Annotated in this window: 11 protein-coding genes; 5 read left to right on the forward strand and 6 right to left on the reverse strand. The window is 71.6% G+C overall.

The window, feature by feature from the left end; genetic code table 11:
• The first annotated feature begins 78 nt into the window (after positions 1-78).
• Together ACMTAK_RS14600 and ACMTAK_RS14605 are read left to right on the forward strand one after the other, a co-directional pair.
• Positions 79-1632: a phosphodiester glycosidase family protein gene (locus tag ACMTAK_RS14600; RefSeq protein WP_413806646.1), complete on the forward strand. Its 1554-nt coding sequence runs from the start codon at positions 79-81 to the stop codon at positions 1630-1632.
• Positions 1633-1792: 160 nt separating this feature from the next.
• Positions 1793-2380 (forward strand): Uma2 family endonuclease, encoded by a 588-nt coding sequence (locus ACMTAK_RS14605; RefSeq protein WP_413812888.1) that lies wholly within the window; start codon positions 1793-1795, stop codon positions 2378-2380.
• A 135-nt stretch (positions 2381-2515) separates the two neighbouring features.
• Here ACMTAK_RS14605 and ACMTAK_RS14610 read toward each other — a convergent pair whose 3' ends face one another.
• Positions 2516-3736, reverse strand: a complete 1221-nt coding sequence (locus ACMTAK_RS14610) for a S8 family peptidase (protein WP_413806647.1) — start codon at positions 3734-3736, stop codon at positions 2516-2518.
• A 382-nt stretch (positions 3737-4118) separates the two neighbouring features.
• Here ACMTAK_RS14610 and ACMTAK_RS14615 point away from each other — a divergent pair, with 382 nt between their 5' ends.
• Positions 4119-6428 carry an MMPL family transporter gene (locus ACMTAK_RS14615; RefSeq protein WP_413806648.1) on the forward strand — a complete coding sequence of 770 codons (2310 nt, stop codon included), beginning with the start codon at positions 4119-4121 and terminating at the stop codon, positions 6426-6428.
• A gap of 550 nt (positions 6429-6978) precedes the next feature.
• Entirely contained in the window at positions 6979-7923 is a 945-nt protein-coding gene (gene erm, locus ACMTAK_RS14620; protein WP_413806649.1) for an ErmE/ErmH/ErmO/ErmR family 23S rRNA (adenine(2058)-N(6))-methyltransferase, read from the forward strand.
• Here the strand turns inward: erm and ACMTAK_RS14625 are convergent.
• The 4 genes from ACMTAK_RS14625 to ACMTAK_RS14640 form a co-directional block, all read right to left on the reverse strand.
• Complete coding sequence (locus tag ACMTAK_RS14625; protein WP_413806650.1) at positions 7824-8876, reverse strand: CDP-alcohol phosphatidyltransferase family protein; 1053 nt, start codon at positions 8874-8876, stop codon at positions 7824-7826. The genes erm and ACMTAK_RS14625 overlap by 100 nt on opposite strands.
• Before the next feature lie 159 nt (positions 8877-9035).
• The gene (locus ACMTAK_RS14630) at positions 9036-10322 is read right to left on the reverse strand and encodes an ABC transporter substrate-binding protein (RefSeq protein WP_413806651.1); all 1287 of its coding nucleotides are present in this window, start codon (positions 10320-10322) and stop codon (positions 9036-9038) included.
• The gene (locus ACMTAK_RS14635; protein ID WP_413806652.1) at positions 10322-11173 is read right to left on the reverse strand and encodes a carbohydrate ABC transporter permease; all 852 of its coding nucleotides are present in this window, start codon (positions 11171-11173) and stop codon (positions 10322-10324) included. Before ACMTAK_RS14635 ends, ACMTAK_RS14630 begins: the two co-directional genes overlap by 1 nt.
• Entirely contained in the window at positions 11170-12039 is an 870-nt protein-coding gene (locus ACMTAK_RS14640; RefSeq protein WP_413812889.1) for a carbohydrate ABC transporter permease, read from the reverse strand. Before ACMTAK_RS14640 ends, ACMTAK_RS14635 begins: the two co-directional genes overlap by 4 nt.
• A gap of 382 nt (positions 12040-12421) precedes the next feature.
• Here ACMTAK_RS14640 and ACMTAK_RS14645 point away from each other — a divergent pair, with 382 nt between their 5' ends.
• A complete protein-coding gene (locus ACMTAK_RS14645) occupies positions 12422-13336 on the forward strand; it encodes a phosphotransferase enzyme family protein (RefSeq protein ID WP_413806653.1) in 915 nt (304 codons plus the stop codon).
• 487 nt (positions 13337-13823) lie between these two features.
• Here ACMTAK_RS14645 and ACMTAK_RS14650 read toward each other — a convergent pair whose 3' ends face one another.
• Positions 13824-14465 (reverse strand): TIGR03086 family metal-binding protein, encoded by a 642-nt coding sequence (locus ACMTAK_RS14650; RefSeq protein ID WP_413806654.1) that lies wholly within the window; start codon positions 14463-14465, stop codon positions 13824-13826.
• Positions 14466-14512 lie beyond the last annotated feature (47 nt).

The raw sequence follows: 14512 nt of genomic DNA on the forward strand, positions 1-14512 counted from the left end.
CGCCCGTTCACCGTACGTTCCGCGGACCGCCCTCCGCATGTGCCGTCCCGGCCCCCGGCCGGCGCTGGACTGCCGGTCATGCGCAACGAAGAGAGCACCGTCCGCCGGAGACTGGGCGCCCGGATGGGGGCCGCGCTGGGGGCCGTCGTCGTGCTGGCGGCCGTCCAGCCCCCGGCGCAGGCGGCACCGGATACCGGATCCTGGACGACGGAGGCGGTGGCCCCGGGGGTGCGGGTGCGGGCCGGGGTTCTCGGGGACGCGGACGCGAAGCCGAGCTGGACGGTCACCGTGCAGGGGCCCGGTGCCGCGCCGCTGGGCGACCGGTCCTGGGCGGACGACACGGCGGGGCGGCTGCGCGACGCCGGGTTCGAGCCGCGGGTCGAGCGGGTGGTGTGGCCCGCCTACGCGGACACCCCGCACGGCACCATGGGGTGGCGGGTCCGGGTGGGCTCGTACGGCACCTCCGGCCAGGCGCAGGGCGCACGCGAGAAGGTGGCCGCGGCCGGGTTCACGGCGGTGGCGGAGTGGACCGGCTACGACGGGCAGCGGCCCGCCGACCGGGAGAGCGTGCATGTGGCGGTGATCGACCCGGCCCGGTTCACCGGCAGCGTGGCGGCCACGCACGACCTCAGCGTGGCGGACCGCGAGACGACCTCTTCGGTCGCCGCGAAGCGCCACTCGCTGGTCGCCGTCAACGGTGGCTTCTTCGTCACCTCCGACGCCGACGGCGTGCAGGGCACGATGGCCGGAATCGCCGCGTACGACGGCGAGTTGGAGTCGATGGCCGCCGGTTCCCGGGCCTCGCTGATCCTCGCGGACGGCGGTCGGCACGCCCGTATCGCCGACCTGACCAGCACGGTCACCGCGCGGGCGGGCTCGTCCACGTATGCGGTGCAGGGCATCAACCGGGTGCCCGGCAAGGTGCGCAACTGCGGCCGCCCCGGGGCCACTCCGACCGAGCTGCCCCGGCAGGACCTGACCTGCTCCGAGGCCGACGACCTCGTGAAGTTCACACCGAGGTTCCGCGCCGCGCTGCCCGCCGGGCCCGGGACCCAGGTGGTGCTCGACGCCGACGGCCGTGTGGTCTCCACCGGCCCGCGCGGCGGCGCGGTCCCGGCCGGGGGCTCCGTGCTCCAGGGCATCGGCGCCGCGTCCGGCTGGCTGACGGACCACGCCCGGCAGGGCGAGCGGATCGCGCTGGAGGAGACCGTCCGGGACACCGCCGGCCGCCGGGTCCGGCTCGACGCCGACGACAGCATCGTCAGCGCCGCCCCCACCCTGGTGAAGGACGGCCGCATCGCCATCGACGCCGCCACCGAAGGCACCCTCGACCCCAAGAACCTCTCCTTCGGCTACGCCTGGTCCAACGTCCGGCAGCCCCGCACGATGGCCGGGCTCGACAAGCGGGGCCGGCTCATCCTGGCCACGGTGGACGGTCGGCAGCCCGGCGTGAGCGAGGGCTTCACCCTGGAGGAGGCCGCCCGCTTCATGCGCTCCCTGGGCGCTGTCCAGGCCCTCAACCTGGACGGCGGCGGCTCCACCGCCATGGCCGTGAACGGCCGGCTCGCCAACGTCACCTCCGACGCGACGGGCGAACGCGCGGTGGGCGACACGGTCCAGGTACTGCCGTAGCGGGACGGCTCGTCATCGCTCAGTGTTCGACTCACTCCCGTGGGTGATATTCGCCCCTTCTGGCCGCCATCTCACGGCTCGGGCTGGAAGCGTCGGCAGTCGTCAGAGCTGCGTGCCATGCTGGAGCCAAGGAACACACGAGGAGGCGGTGGTGGCGATCATGAGCGTCGCCGAGACGCGAATCGACGATCACGAAGGCCCCTGGACGGTCGAGGACGTCCTTGCACTCCCGGAGCATCCGGCACGCGCCCGCTTCGAAGTCGTGGACGGTGTCCTCATGATGTCCCCTGCTCCTGACTGGGACCACCAGACCGTGTCTTCCGAATTGCACAGTCAGATCAAGGCTGCCCTGGCCAGGTCGGGCGCGCCGTTCCGCTCAGGCGAAGCGGTGAACGTGACGGGCGAGGCCAGACTGTTCATTCCCGACATCGCCGTCGTAGACCGCGCCGCCGTCCCACGCGGCACACTGGCTGCGCCCCTCGATGCGGCCCTGCTTCTGGGTGAAATCGTGTCGCCGTTCAACCGAGCCGCCGACCGCATCCTGAAGCCCACGCTCTACGCCCAAGCGAAGGTGCCCGCCTATTGGCGGGTCGAGATGGAACCAGACCTGTGCGTGGTGGTGCACGAGCTGAACGGAGACACCTACCGCGAGGCTGCCACCATCACGGGCAAGGCATCCGTCGATGTCGCCGGAGAGTTCACCGTTGACCTGGATCTCGACGTCGTGCGCCGCGAGCTGGAGGGCTGACGCCCCGGCTTAGCCCTCCGGGTACAAGACGAAGAGCGAGGCATGACCGCCCAAGGGCGCAGCCGGTTGGTTTCGCCACCCGGCTGCGCCCCTGGACTGGTCACTTCACCCGTATGAACCTTGCTCGGCCGAGCCTTACTCGACGACCTTCAGCAGCTTGTTCGGCGTGCCGTCGCCCGGGTTGGAGATCTTGTCGGCCGTGGCGCCGTCCGTCAGTCCCTTCGCCACGTCGGCCGGCTTGGCGTCCTGGTGGCCGCTGAGGTAGACGGCGGCGGCGCCCACGACGTGCGGGGTGGCCATCGAGGTGCCGGAGATGGTGTTGGTGGCGTCGTCGCCGGTGTTCCAGTCGGAGGTGATGTCCGAGCCGGGGGCGTAGATGTCCACCACGTCGCCGTAGTTGGAGAAGTCGGACTGCTCGTCCTGGTCGGTGCTGGAGGCGACCGTGATCGCGTCCTTCACCCGGGCGGGAGAGCTCTGGCTGGCGTCGGCGGACTCGTTGCCCGCCGCCACGCCGAAGGTGACACCGGAGTCGATGGCCTTCTGCACGGCCGCGTCGAGGGCCTCGTCGGGGGTGCCGCCCAGGCTCATGTTGGCGACGGACGGGCCCTCGTGGTTCTCGGTGACCCAGTCGATGCCCGCGACGACCTGCTCGGTGGTGCCGGAGCCCTGGTCGTCCAGCACCCGCACCGCGACGATCTTGGCCTTCTTGGCGACGCCGTGCTCGGCACCGGCGATGGTGCCGGCCACGTGGGTGCCGTGGCCGTTGCCGTCGTCGGCGCTGTCGTCGTTGTCGACCGCGTCGAAGCCGGACGTGGCGCGGTCCTCGAAGTCCTTGTGGCTGGTGCGGACACCGGTGTCGATGACGTACGCGGTGACACCCTCACCCGCGCCGTCGGGGTAGGTGTACTTCTTGTCGCCCTGGGTGTCTTCCTGGTCGATCCGGTCCAGGCCCCACGACGGCGGGTTCTCCTGGGTGCCCTTGATGGTGTAGCGGTGGTTCTGGACCACCTTGGCGACCGACGGGTCGGCGGCCAGCCGCTTGGCCTCGGTGTCGGAGAGCCCGTTGGCCGAGAAGCCGTTGATGGCGGAGTCGTAACTGCGGCGCAGCTTGCCACCGTACTGCTCGGCGAGGTCCTTGCCCTCCGAGGCGGCCTTGATGCTCTTGCCGCCCTTGAGCATGACGATGTAGCTGCCGTCGACGGCGTTCTTCGCCTGGGTGCCGTAGACGGTGCCCTCGGCGGGCTGGGCGGTGGTGGCGCCGGCCGGAACGGCCACGAAGACACCGGCGGTGACGGCGGTCGCGGCGGCTATGGCCAGACCGAGTCGACGCGCGTTGCGCTGCTTGTGAACTGCCATGACGAGGGTTCCTCCTCGTGCGGTTGTGGGGGGAATCCGCACCCCGGATCGCGTCCGATCCTCAAGTGCGGTAGATCCGGGGTGTGTTGGGGCCACTCCGGTTCTGACAAAACCCTGACTGATGAGTACGGGTCAATTCAAGATCCCCACCGATGTGTGACATAGGCAACGTTCTTCGCATCGACCCCGCGCCGACCATGGCGTCAACGCCCTTTGTGTGTAAGGGGCTCGAATCAGGGAGGGTAGGGCTGTCCCCCCTTCTGCGGTTGGAGGGAACCACCGGACGGTTCACCGGTCAGCAGGATGGGTCGGCCCGACGCCACGGCCTAGCGTCGTCAACGAGTGGCGGGGACGGTCCGCCACCAGGGCATAAGGGGATGTCGTGGCGGACACAGGCCGCTTGGAGAGGCCGCGCGGGATAGCGGCGCGCGCGGGCAGTTGGAGCGCCCGTCACCGGTGGGCGGCGGTCGGGGGCTGGGTACTGCTGGTCATCCTCGCCCTGGCCGTCGGCTCGATGACGGGCCGGGTCGATGTGACGGACAGCGAGCAGGTTCCCGGCGAGTCCGGGCGCGTCTCGAAGATTCTCGACGAGGCGGGCATTGACGACGCGGCCGGGGAAACCGTGCTGATCCAGGCGAAGGGCGGTCAGACGAAGGGCGGTCAGACGAAGGGCGGCGGGCTCACCGCGAACGACCCGGCCTTCCGCAAGGCGGTCGACGCGGTGATGGCCGGCGTACGCGACACCGGCCAGGTGACCGCCGTCCGCTCCCCGTACGAGACGAAGACCATCTCCGCCGACCGGCGCTCCGCGCTGGTGCAGTTCGAGATGCGCGGCGACGCGGAGAAGGCGGCCGACCACGTCCAGCCGGTCCTGGACGCGGTGGACAAGGCCAGGGACGGCCACCAGGGCCTGCGGATCGAGGAGTTCGGCGACGCCAGCGGCCAGAAGGCGTTCGACGACGCGTTCGGCGACGACTTCACCCAGGCCGAGTACTCCGCGCTGCCGGTGGCGCTCGGCATCCTGCTGATCGTCTTCGGTGCGCTGGTGGCCGCGCTGCTGCCGGTGGTGCTCGCGATGACCGCGTTCCTGGCCACCACCGGTCTGGTGGCGATGGTCAGCCACTGGGTGCACATGAGCGACACCGCCAACTCCGTGATGCTGCTGGTGGGCCTGGCCGTCGGCGTCGACTACTGCCTGTTCTACCTGCGCCGGGAGCGCGAGGAGCGCGCCGCGGGACGGGACGCGCAGACCGCGCTGCGGGTGGCGGCGGCCACCTCCGGCCGCGCCATCCTGGTCTCCGGCGTCACGGTGATCGTGGCGATGGCGGGCATGCTCTTCACCGGTATCGCGGAGTTCAAGGCGATGGGACTCGCCACGCTGATGGTGGTGGCGGTGGCGATGGTCGGCTCGGTGACGGTGCTGCCCGCGCTGCTCTCGCTGCTCGGTGAGCGGGTGGAGAAGGGCCGGTTGCCGTTGCTGGGCCGCGCCAAGCGGCGCGGCGGCACCGAGAGCCGCGTCTGGCGCGCCGTCCTCGGCCCGGTGCTGCGCCGCCCCAAGCTGTCCCTGGCCCTCGCCGGTGGCGCGCTGATCGCGCTGGCCGTCCCCGCCGTGGGGATGAACACCGCGAACCTCACCATGGACCAGGAGTTCGGCGACCGGCTGCCGGTCGTGAACGCGTACAACCACATCGACGAGGCGTTCCCGGGCGGCTCCGACCCGGCCAGGGTCGTGGTGAAGGCGGACGACATCGACGCGGCACCGGTGCGCGACGCCCTCGCCCGCTTCCGCGCCGAGGCAGTGGCGAAGGGCGCCTCCAAGGGCCCGGTCGAGGTGACCGTCCACCACGAGCAGAACCTGGCCGTGGTGGAGGTCCCGCTGATCGGCGGCTCGGACGAGGGCAAGGCCGAGAAGAGCCTGGACGTGCTGCGGAACGAGGTGCGCCCGGCGACCCTCGGCACGGTGGACGGGGTGGACGCCCCCATCGGCGGCTCGACCGCCTCCTCCAAGGACTTCAACGACAAGCTCGGCTCGGCCGTCACCCCGGTCTTCGCCTTCGTGGTGGTCTTCGCCTTCCTGCTGATGCTGATGTCCTTCCGGTCGCTCACCGTCGCCGTGACCTCCATCGTGCTCAACCTGCTGTCGGTGGGCGCCGCGTACGGCGTCCTCACCGCGGTCTTCCAGCACGGCTGGGGCGCGGGGCTGGTCGGCGCGGAGGGCGTGGGCGCGATCGTGTCCTGGCTGCCGCTGTTCCTCTTCGTGATCCTGTTCGGGCTGAGCATGGACTACCACGTCTTCGTGGTCTCCCGGATCCGCGAGGCGCGCCTGGCCGGCCGCACCACCAAGGACGCGGTGGTGCACGGCGTGGTGACGACGGCGGGCGTGGTCACCAGCGCCGCCGTCATCATGGTCGCGGTCTTCTCCATCTTCGGAACGCTGTCGATGCAGTCCATGAAGCAGATGGGCGTGGGTCTCGCGGCCGCGGTCCTCATCGACGCCACCGTCATCCGCGGGGTACTCCTCCCGGCTGTGATGTCGCTGCTGGGCGAGCGCAACTGGTACCTGCCGAAGTGGCTGGGGTGGCTCCCGGACCTCGCCCACGACGAGCCCGCCCCGGCCCAGCGGTCCAGCACCCTGGTGGGCGCGTCCCCGATGCCGGAAGCGGAGGAACGGCCCCGGCACGCGAGGGTCTGACGCCCACGTCCCGGCACACCCTGACAACCCTCAACCGGTCGCACGGCCTTCGGGCCGTGTGACCGGTTCGGTGTGTGGGGTGGAAAAGGCGTTGCGGGATGTGCCGGCCGATCCCTACGGTGCGGGGATACGGCGGAGATCCGCATACGCGTCCTTTCGCGTACGCGCGCACGGGAGGAGTACACCGATGGGCGGAAGTCCCGGCATCGGCGTGTTCACCCGCATCACCCGCGGCTGTGCCGGGGTGGCGTGTGCGTGCGCCTTTCCTATGCCTGCCCGCCGCCCGCGGCGCGGCCCCGGTGCCCTGGCCGGCCCGGACGCGCCCGGTGTCTCTCCGAGTCTGTGATCGGTTCGCGCTCGAGGTGGTACCCCTCCACCTGAGCGGCTGACCCGCCGGACTTCCCATCGGTCTCTCACCGTGAGCTGAGCTCACCCATCCACGCGCCCTCGGCCAGGGCCCCCGCCAGTCCAGGAATCACTCGTTCCGGGACGGGCGGCAGGGCCCGTTCCGCGCTGCTGCCGCCCGCCCGGCTCCGAAAGGACCGTGGCCGTGGCCCGCAATCGACACCATCCCCATGACCCACGCGGTGGCGAACCGCGCCGAAAGACCGAGTCCCTCCGCACGGAACCGCGCCGTACCGAACGCGACCGCGCGAGGCGTGCGTACGGGCAGAACTTCCTCATCGACCCGGGCGCCGTCGCCCGCGTCGTACGCGCCGCCCGCCCCGGGCCCGGCGATCTCCTGGTGGAGGTCGGCGCGGGCAAGGGGGCGCTCACCGAGGCGCTGGCCCCGCGCTGCCGTGAGCTGATCAGCTATGAGATCGACCGGCATCTGATCCCGGGGCTGCGGGAGCGGCTCGCCCGCTGTCCGCGGGTCCGGGTCGTGCACCAGGACTTCCTCAAGGCCGCGCCGCCTCGCGAGCCGTTCGCCCTGGTCGGCAACGTGCCCTACGCCCGTACCGCCGAGATCGTCGCCTGGGCGCTGCGGGCGGTGCCCAGGCTGACCTCGGCGACGCTGCTCACCCAGGCGGAGTACGCCCGTAAGCGCACCGGGGACTACGGCCGCTGGTCCCTGCTGACCGTACGGTCATGGCCGGAGGTCGAGTGGCGGCTGTGCGGGCGCGTGGCGCGGGCCGCCTTCCGGCCGGTGCCCGCGGTGGACGGCGGGATCCTGCGACTGACCCGCCGGCCGCGTCCGCTGCTCACCGACCCGGCGGCCCGGTCCGCCTACGCGGACCTGGTCGAGCTGGGCTTCACCGGGGTCGGCGGCTCGCTCCACGCGTCACTGCGCCGGGTCTGCCCCGCCCGCGCGCTCGACCGGGCGTTCCGGGCGGCCGGGCTGGGGCGGGACGTCGTGGTGGCGTATGTGACGCCGGAGCAGTGGCTGGTCCTCGCTCAGGAGTTGACCGAGGTGGCGGCCGGAATGCGTTCTTCGGCCGTTTCGAAGGAGTTGATGGTGCGGGTGAAGTCCCGGGTGGACAACAGCAACTTGTAGATGATGGCCAGCTCGAAGACGAGCAGCAGCGCAGCCGATACGACGGTCGTCGCCACCACCGCGTCGACGGCCGGGCCGATGATGAACACGCCCATCTGGAACTCGATACCGCTGATGAGATGAGCGCGGATGCGGTGGCGCTGCAGGAAGTTCCGGCACCGGACCCACCACGGGAAGCGGCGCCGGAACTCCTGGTGCAGATCGACGACGGCGGGGCGGCGGCGCGCGGCCGGGACCGGGGCCGGGGCCGAAACCGGGGCGGCCGTGGATTCCATGGTCGCCGTGGCCTCCAGAGGCGCGACGGGCTCCAGAGGCGCGAGGGGCTCCAAGGGAGCCACCGTGTCGCGGTCCGTCTCCAGGTCGGCCTCGGGGTTCTCCCGCAGCAGATCCTCCATGAAGGCCAGTTCGGCCTGGTTCTCGGCCTTGCGGGCCGCCCGCATCCGGGCCTTGATCTGCTTGCGCATCCCGTGCCGGATCTTGAAGATCTCCAGCGAGTCGATGTAGCGCAGCGCGTCCAGGGAGGCGACGGCCAGCGCCAGCCACAGATACAGGACGTCATCCGTGCGCGCGTACTGACCGCCCATCAGGGCGATCGAGCAGACCAGCACCCGGATCCGGTCGAAGACGAAGTCCAGCCAGGCCCCGAAGACCGAGCCGGTGCCGGTCAGCCGGGCCAGCTTGCCGTCCATGCAGTCGAAGATAAAGCTCACGTGGTAGAGCACGGCCCCGAGCAGCAGCCATCTCCAGTCGCCCTGAGCGAAGCACGCGGCGGAGCCGAGGCCCACCAGGAAGGCACCCCAGGTGAGCTGGTTGGGCGTGGCCCGGGTGTACTTGGCGATCCAGCGGACCAGCGGTGTGGCCACCGGGTCCACGAGCATGACGGTCCACCACGCGTCTCGCTTCTTCTCGGTGATCCGGCGGACCTCGGCGAGCGGCGGTATGTCTCGGGGCATGGTCAATCTTTCTGGCGTTAGGCATGAGTTCACCTGAAGGTAAGAAGTCGTTAAGTGAAAGGACAAGATCGGGCAAGGGCAACCTTTGCCGGGGGGTAACGGTCTGCTTGGAGGACCGGGTCTATGGCAGGACCAGGTGCGTCGGCGGCGCAGCGGGTCCTACCGCTGGTAGCGGGCGAGCACCAGGTTCCCGTCGTCGACGAGCCGCTCGCGCAGCTCCCCCATTCCGATTGCCCCGCTGTAGTACTCCTGCAGCGCCGGGGTGGCCACTTTGTCCTTCCACTCCGGGTAGCCGCGCACCGTCTGCGCGGGCGCCGGGCGCAGCTGCCCGGCCAGGGCGGTGCCGGTGGCCCAGCCGTGGCGGCGGGTGCGCAGGGCGGGGTCCCGCAGCGCGGTCCGGCCCGTGGGGAGCATCCAGTCGCCCCGGGCGAGCCGCACCATATGCGGCGGGCGCAGGAAGAAGTCGATGAAGCGGGCGGCCTCCCGCTGGTACGGGCTGTCGGCGGCGATGGACAGCGTCTGCGGGCTGACCCCCTGCCGCTGGTCGCCGCCGGGCCCGGCCGGGGACGGCAGTACGGTCCAGGCGAACCCCTTGGGCGCCTGCTGCACGATCTGCTGGCGGTAGGAGAAGCCGAGCGGCACCATCGCGTACTTCCCGCCGAAGAAGCCGGGGAGGGTGTCGGAGCCGCCCATGCCGAGGGTGGTCCGCGCGGCGGTGCGGTCGCCGCCCAGCTGGTCATGGATGACGCGGGGCACCCGCTGGTCTGCGGCGTCGAACCGGACGGTGACCTTGCCGTCCGTGCCCCGGTGGAAGACCTTGCCGCCGGTGGAGAGCGAGAGGTTGAGGGTCGCGGAGACCGGCTCCTTGAGCGGCCAGGCCACGCCGTACGCCCCGTCCCGGGTCAGCTCCTCGGCCGCGTCCTCGAACTCGGCCCAGCTCCAGGGCCGTTCGGCGGTGGGCATCCGCACCCGGGCCCGCTCCAGCAGCGCGCGGTTGGCGATGAGCACGCGCGGCTCCTGGAGAAACGGCACACCGTGGACGCCACCGTCGAAGGTGGCGGTCTGCCAGGTCCGGGGCGGGATCTCGTCCTTGAGCCGCCGGGGCAGCAGACCGGTGAGATCGGCGAGATAGCCGCCGTAGGCGAAGTCGGCGAGGTCGTCGGTGGCGTCATGGATGATGTCGGGCGCCTCACCGCCCTCGAAGGAGGTGAGCAGCTGGTCGTGGACGCCGTCCCAGCTGCCCTGGACATACTCGACCCGGATGTCGGGATGGGCCGCGTTCCACTCCGCCACCAACTGCTTGTTGGCCGCCACCGATTCCTGCTGCCAGGCCAGGGACTGGAAGCGCAGGGTGATCCGGCCGCCGGTCGCCCGCCGCCGCTCGGGCGCGCAGCCGGACAGCAGCGCCCCGGTGGCCGACGCGGCCAGCAGCGTTCGGCGGCGCATCAGTGCTTCACCGCCCCGGCCAGGGTGCCGCTGGTGATCCGGCGCTGGATGAGGGCGAACAGCACGAGCGAGGGCAGCGTCGCCAGCAGTGAGGCGGCGGCGAGCGGGCCGAGGTCGGCGACGCCCTCGGTTCCGATGAAGTGGGTGAGGATGATCGGCATCGTCTGTTTCCGCGGGGATTTGAGCAGGACGAGAGCGAAGAAGAACTCGTTCCAGGCGGTGATGAACGCGAAGAGGGCGGTGGCCACGATGCCGGGGGTCAGCAGCGGCATGGTGACGGAGATCAGCACCCGCAGTCTGCCCGCGCCGTCCACGGCCGCGGCCTCCTCCAGCTCGCGCGGTACGGCCCGTGCGTACCCGGCCAGCATCCACAGGGCGAACGGCAGGGACCACACCACATACACCATGATCAACCCGGAGAGGGAGTCGATCAGACGGACCTCCTTGAGCACCAGGAACAGCGGAATGATCACCAGGACGAAGGGGAATGCCTGGCTGACCACGATCCAACCGGTGGCCGCCCGGGACAGCGCGGAGCGGTGGTGGCGGGCCATCACATAGGCCATCGGGGTGGCGATGACGACGGTGATGACCGCGGCGGCGAGGGAGGCGATCAGGCTGTTGCCCGCGGACCGCAGCAGCGGCTGCTCCTCGAAGGCCTGGCGGAAGTTGTCGAGGGTGGGGTGGTCGGGGATCCAGCCCGGGTGGAGGCTCGCCAGCTCGCGCGGCGGCTTGAACGCGGTGGAGATCAGCCACAGCAGGGGGAAGGCGAGGAAGACCAGATAGCCGAGGAGGGCGAGGTACTGGCCGGTGCGCGCCGCGCGGCGCCTGGCGGTGGGGCGGGGGCTCATGCCTCGTCGTCTCCCCTCAGCCGGGCCACGAGATGGACGGCCAGCAGGATGGCGACCACCGCCACCAGCACACAGCCCATCGCCGCCGCGTAGCCGAACTGGCCGTAGCGGAAGGCCTCTTCATAGGCGAAGAGCATCGGCAGCCGGGTGCGGCCGCCGGGTCCGCCGCCCGTCAGGACGTAGACCAGCGCGAAGGAGTTGACGTTCCAGATGAAGCTGAGCGCGCTGACGGCGAGGGCGATGGGCCTGATGGCGGGCCAGGTGACGGTACGGAAGCGGCGCCAGGCACCGGCGCCGTCCATGGCGGCGGCCTCGTGCAGTTCGCGCGGCACATTCGAGAGCCCGGCCAGCAGGGTGACCGTGACCTGCGGAAGCCGTGCCCAGATGCCGACCACGACGACGGCGGGCAGGGCGGTGGACAAGCTGCCGAGCCAGTCGCGGTGAGTGCCCAGCGTCTCGTTGAGCACCCCCGCGTCGGGGTGGTAGACCAGCCGCCACATGATGCCGACCACGACCTCCGGCATCGCCCAGGGAACGATCGCGAGCGCCCGCGACAGCCAGCGGAACCGCAAATCCTGGTGGAGCAGCAGCGCGAGGCCGAGCGCGAGCAGGAACTGCGGTACGGAGACGGCCACCGCCCACACCAGGCCGATCCGGAACGACTCCCAGAAGAGGGTGTCGCGCAGCAGGTCCTGGAAGTTGAGCGGCCCGATCCACTGGGTGGGGTCGGTGCGGCCCGCCTGGGAGTCGGTGAAGGCGAGCGCGATGCCGTAGAGGAGCGGGCCGACGCTGAGGAGGAGGATCGGGATCAGCGCGGGCAGAACCAGGAACCACGCCCCGTGGGCGGAGCCCTGACGGCGCGTCACGCCGCTGCCCCGGCCCTTGTCGGAGCCCCGGCCCTTGTCGGAACCCCGGCCCTTGTCGGAACCCCGGCCCTTGTCGGAACCCGGGTCCGAGCGCGCCGGGTCGGCGGTCACGGGTATCACGGCGGGTCCCCCTTCGGACGCGGTGAGAGGGCGGTCCGGGAGGGAGAGCCCACGTCATCGTGCGAAGGGCGGGCGGTGCAGTCAAGCGGTTCTACCTGCGACAGTCGACGCGGCGGTCGGTACGGCGCTACGGACGTCGATGCGGCGGTCGGTACGGCGGGTGGCGCACGGCTCGATGCGAGACTTGGCCGTCGGCAACGAGAGGTCGGCAACGAGAAGACGAGAATCGGCGACGAGAATCGGCGAGGAGAAGGGGCATGCGGTGGCGGAGGTCGCGTTCACGGAGGAGCGGGCGCGGGCGGTGCTCTCGGCCGCGCTGCCGCCCTACCGGGCCGGTACGGCGGAGGCCCGGCTGCTGGCCCTCGGTGAGAACGCCGTCTTCGCCGTCGACAGCCTCTCCCTGGTGGTCCGGATCAGCCGCGACCTGGAGGTGTGGGACCGGGCCGCCCGGGAGCTGAGGATCGCCGACTGGCTCGCCCGGGAGGGGCTGCCCGCGGTCCGCCCCGACCGGCGCTTCGGTCCCGAGCAGCCGCTTCCGTTCGCCAACCATCTCGTCACGTACTGGCAGCGGCTTCCCGACCCGGTACGCCCCGCCGGGGCCCGCGATCTCGCGGAGCTGCTGCGGATGGTGCACGCCCTGCCCGACCCGCCCGGCGACCCGGCGCCGCTTCCGCTGCCGCGCCGCGATCTGCTGGGCGGGGTCGAGCGCTGGCTGCGGCTGGCCGGGAACGCGGTCAACGCGGCGGACGCCGCGTATCTGCGCGCCCGCCGGGACGACTTCGCTGCCGCCGTCGAGGAGCTGACCCCGCGCCTCGCCCCCGGCCCGATCCACGGCGACGCGCTGCCGCGCAATGTGCATATCGGCCCGGAGGGTCCGGTGCTGGTGGACCTGGAGACCTTCTCGCACGATCTGCGCGAGCACGATCTGGTGGTGATGGCCCTGTCCCGGGACCGCTATGGGCTCGACGCGGCGGAGTACGACGCGTTCGTGGCGGAGTACGGCTGGGACGTCCGCGAGTGGCCCGGCTGCGCGGTGCTGCGGGGCGCGCGCGAGACCGCCAGCTGCGCCTGGGTCGCCCAGCACGCCCCGGGCAACCCGGCGGCCCGCGCCGAGTTCGCGCGCCGCATCGCCTCTTTGCGGGAGGGCGACACGGCGGTGCGCTGGCACACGTTCTGAACGAGCAGCTCCGCTTCGGGCCCACCTTCAGGGCCCACCACGCGCCGCACCACGCGGCGGAGCCGCATATCGGTGCTTTCCCCTCCCCGCCCCTTCCCGATACCAGGGGCTCCGCCCCTGGACCCCGGGACCTGGGGGCGGAGCCCCTGCCAATCGGCGGAGCCACGTATCGACGCTGCGGGAAGGGGCGAAGCCCCGGTTCCAGGGTCCAGGGGCGGAGCCCCGGTTCCGGGGTCCAGGGCGGAACCCCGGTTCCAGGGTCCAGGGGCGGAACCCCGGTTCCAGGGTCCAGGGGCGGAACCCCGGTTCCAGGGTCCGGGGCGGAACCCCGGCTCCGGGGTCCGGGCTGAAGCCCCGGCTTCGGGGGCTGGGGCGGAGCCCCAGATTTGGGAAGGGGCGGGGAGGGGAACAGCTCGCCGCAGGCGTAAAGGGCCGCAACGCCCCACCGGGCCGCCACCCGGGCCCCGACGCGCCCTGCGGCATTCGCTCAGGCGCGCCATCCCGGGTCGCGGCCGCTCAAGGCAATCGCGCGGTCCAGCGGCGACGCGTCGGCCGGGACGGGGACCATGGGGCCGAACAGCTCCTTCGGGCGCTCCTCGTCCGGGACCGCCGCCAGCCATTCGATGATGGTCTCGACACTGCGGGGATCGCAGTCGTAAGGCTGCCCGGTGGCGCGGGCGAGATCCCAGCCGTGGATCACCAACTCGTCCAGCGCCACGATGCCCATCATCTGGGCAGGCATGGTGACGCCCCCGGCCTCCGTGGTGCCCAGCCAGGCGGACGGCTCGCGCCAGGCCACGGCCAGCGCGTCCAGGCGGCGCGGCAGCTCCTGCCGCCAGTCGGGGTCCAGCCGGTCGGCCGACCCCTGTCCGGGGGCGGGGCCCGCCGCGGACGTGGTCTTCTCGGCGGCCTGGCGCATGGCGAGGGCGAGCCCCATGAAGTGGTCGAGCAGATCTGCGACGGAGTAGGCGCCACACGGTGTGGGCGCGCTGAGCTGCTCGTCCGTGACGCCGCTGAGCAGCGCCGTCACCCGCTGGGCCGTGGGTCCGAAATCGATCATGGTTGTCTGTTCGTCGGTCACCGTCGTCTTCTCCTCGCTCGAGTCCGTGGTCCGTGGTTGGTGGTCCATGGTGGTGGTCCGTGGTGGTGGTCCGTGGTCCGTGGTCCGTCCCCCAT

Origin of the sequence: Streptomyces lacaronensis, assembly GCF_047337785.1 — a bacterium.
GTDB classification, from domain to species: Bacteria; Actinomycetota; Actinomycetes; order Streptomycetales; family Streptomycetaceae; genus Streptomyces; species Streptomyces lycopersici.

Coding starts and splice junctions, on each gene's coding strand:
- ACMTAK_RS14630 (WP_413806651.1), bottom strand. CDS start 10,322: ATGCGCCGCCGAACGCTGCTGGCCGCGTCGGCCACCGGGGCGCTGCTG.
- ACMTAK_RS14625 (WP_413806650.1), bottom strand. CDS start 8,876: ATGCCCCGAGACATACCGCCGCTCGCCGAGGTCCGCCGGATCACCGAG.
- ACMTAK_RS14650 (WP_413806654.1), bottom strand. CDS start 14,465: ATGGACCACCAACCACGGACCACGGACTCGAGCGAGGAGAAGACGACG.
- ACMTAK_RS14600 (WP_413806646.1), top strand. CDS start 79: ATGCGCAACGAAGAGAGCACCGTCCGCCGGAGACTGGGCGCCCGGATG.
- ACMTAK_RS14610 (WP_413806647.1), bottom strand. CDS start 3,736: ATGGCAGTTCACAAGCAGCGCAACGCGCGTCGACTCGGTCTGGCCATA.
- ACMTAK_RS14635 (WP_413806652.1), bottom strand. CDS start 11,173: ATGAGCCCCCGCCCCACCGCCAGGCGCCGCGCGGCGCGCACCGGCCAG.
- ACMTAK_RS14605 (WP_413812888.1), top strand. CDS start 1,793: ATGAGCGTCGCCGAGACGCGAATCGACGATCACGAAGGCCCCTGGACG.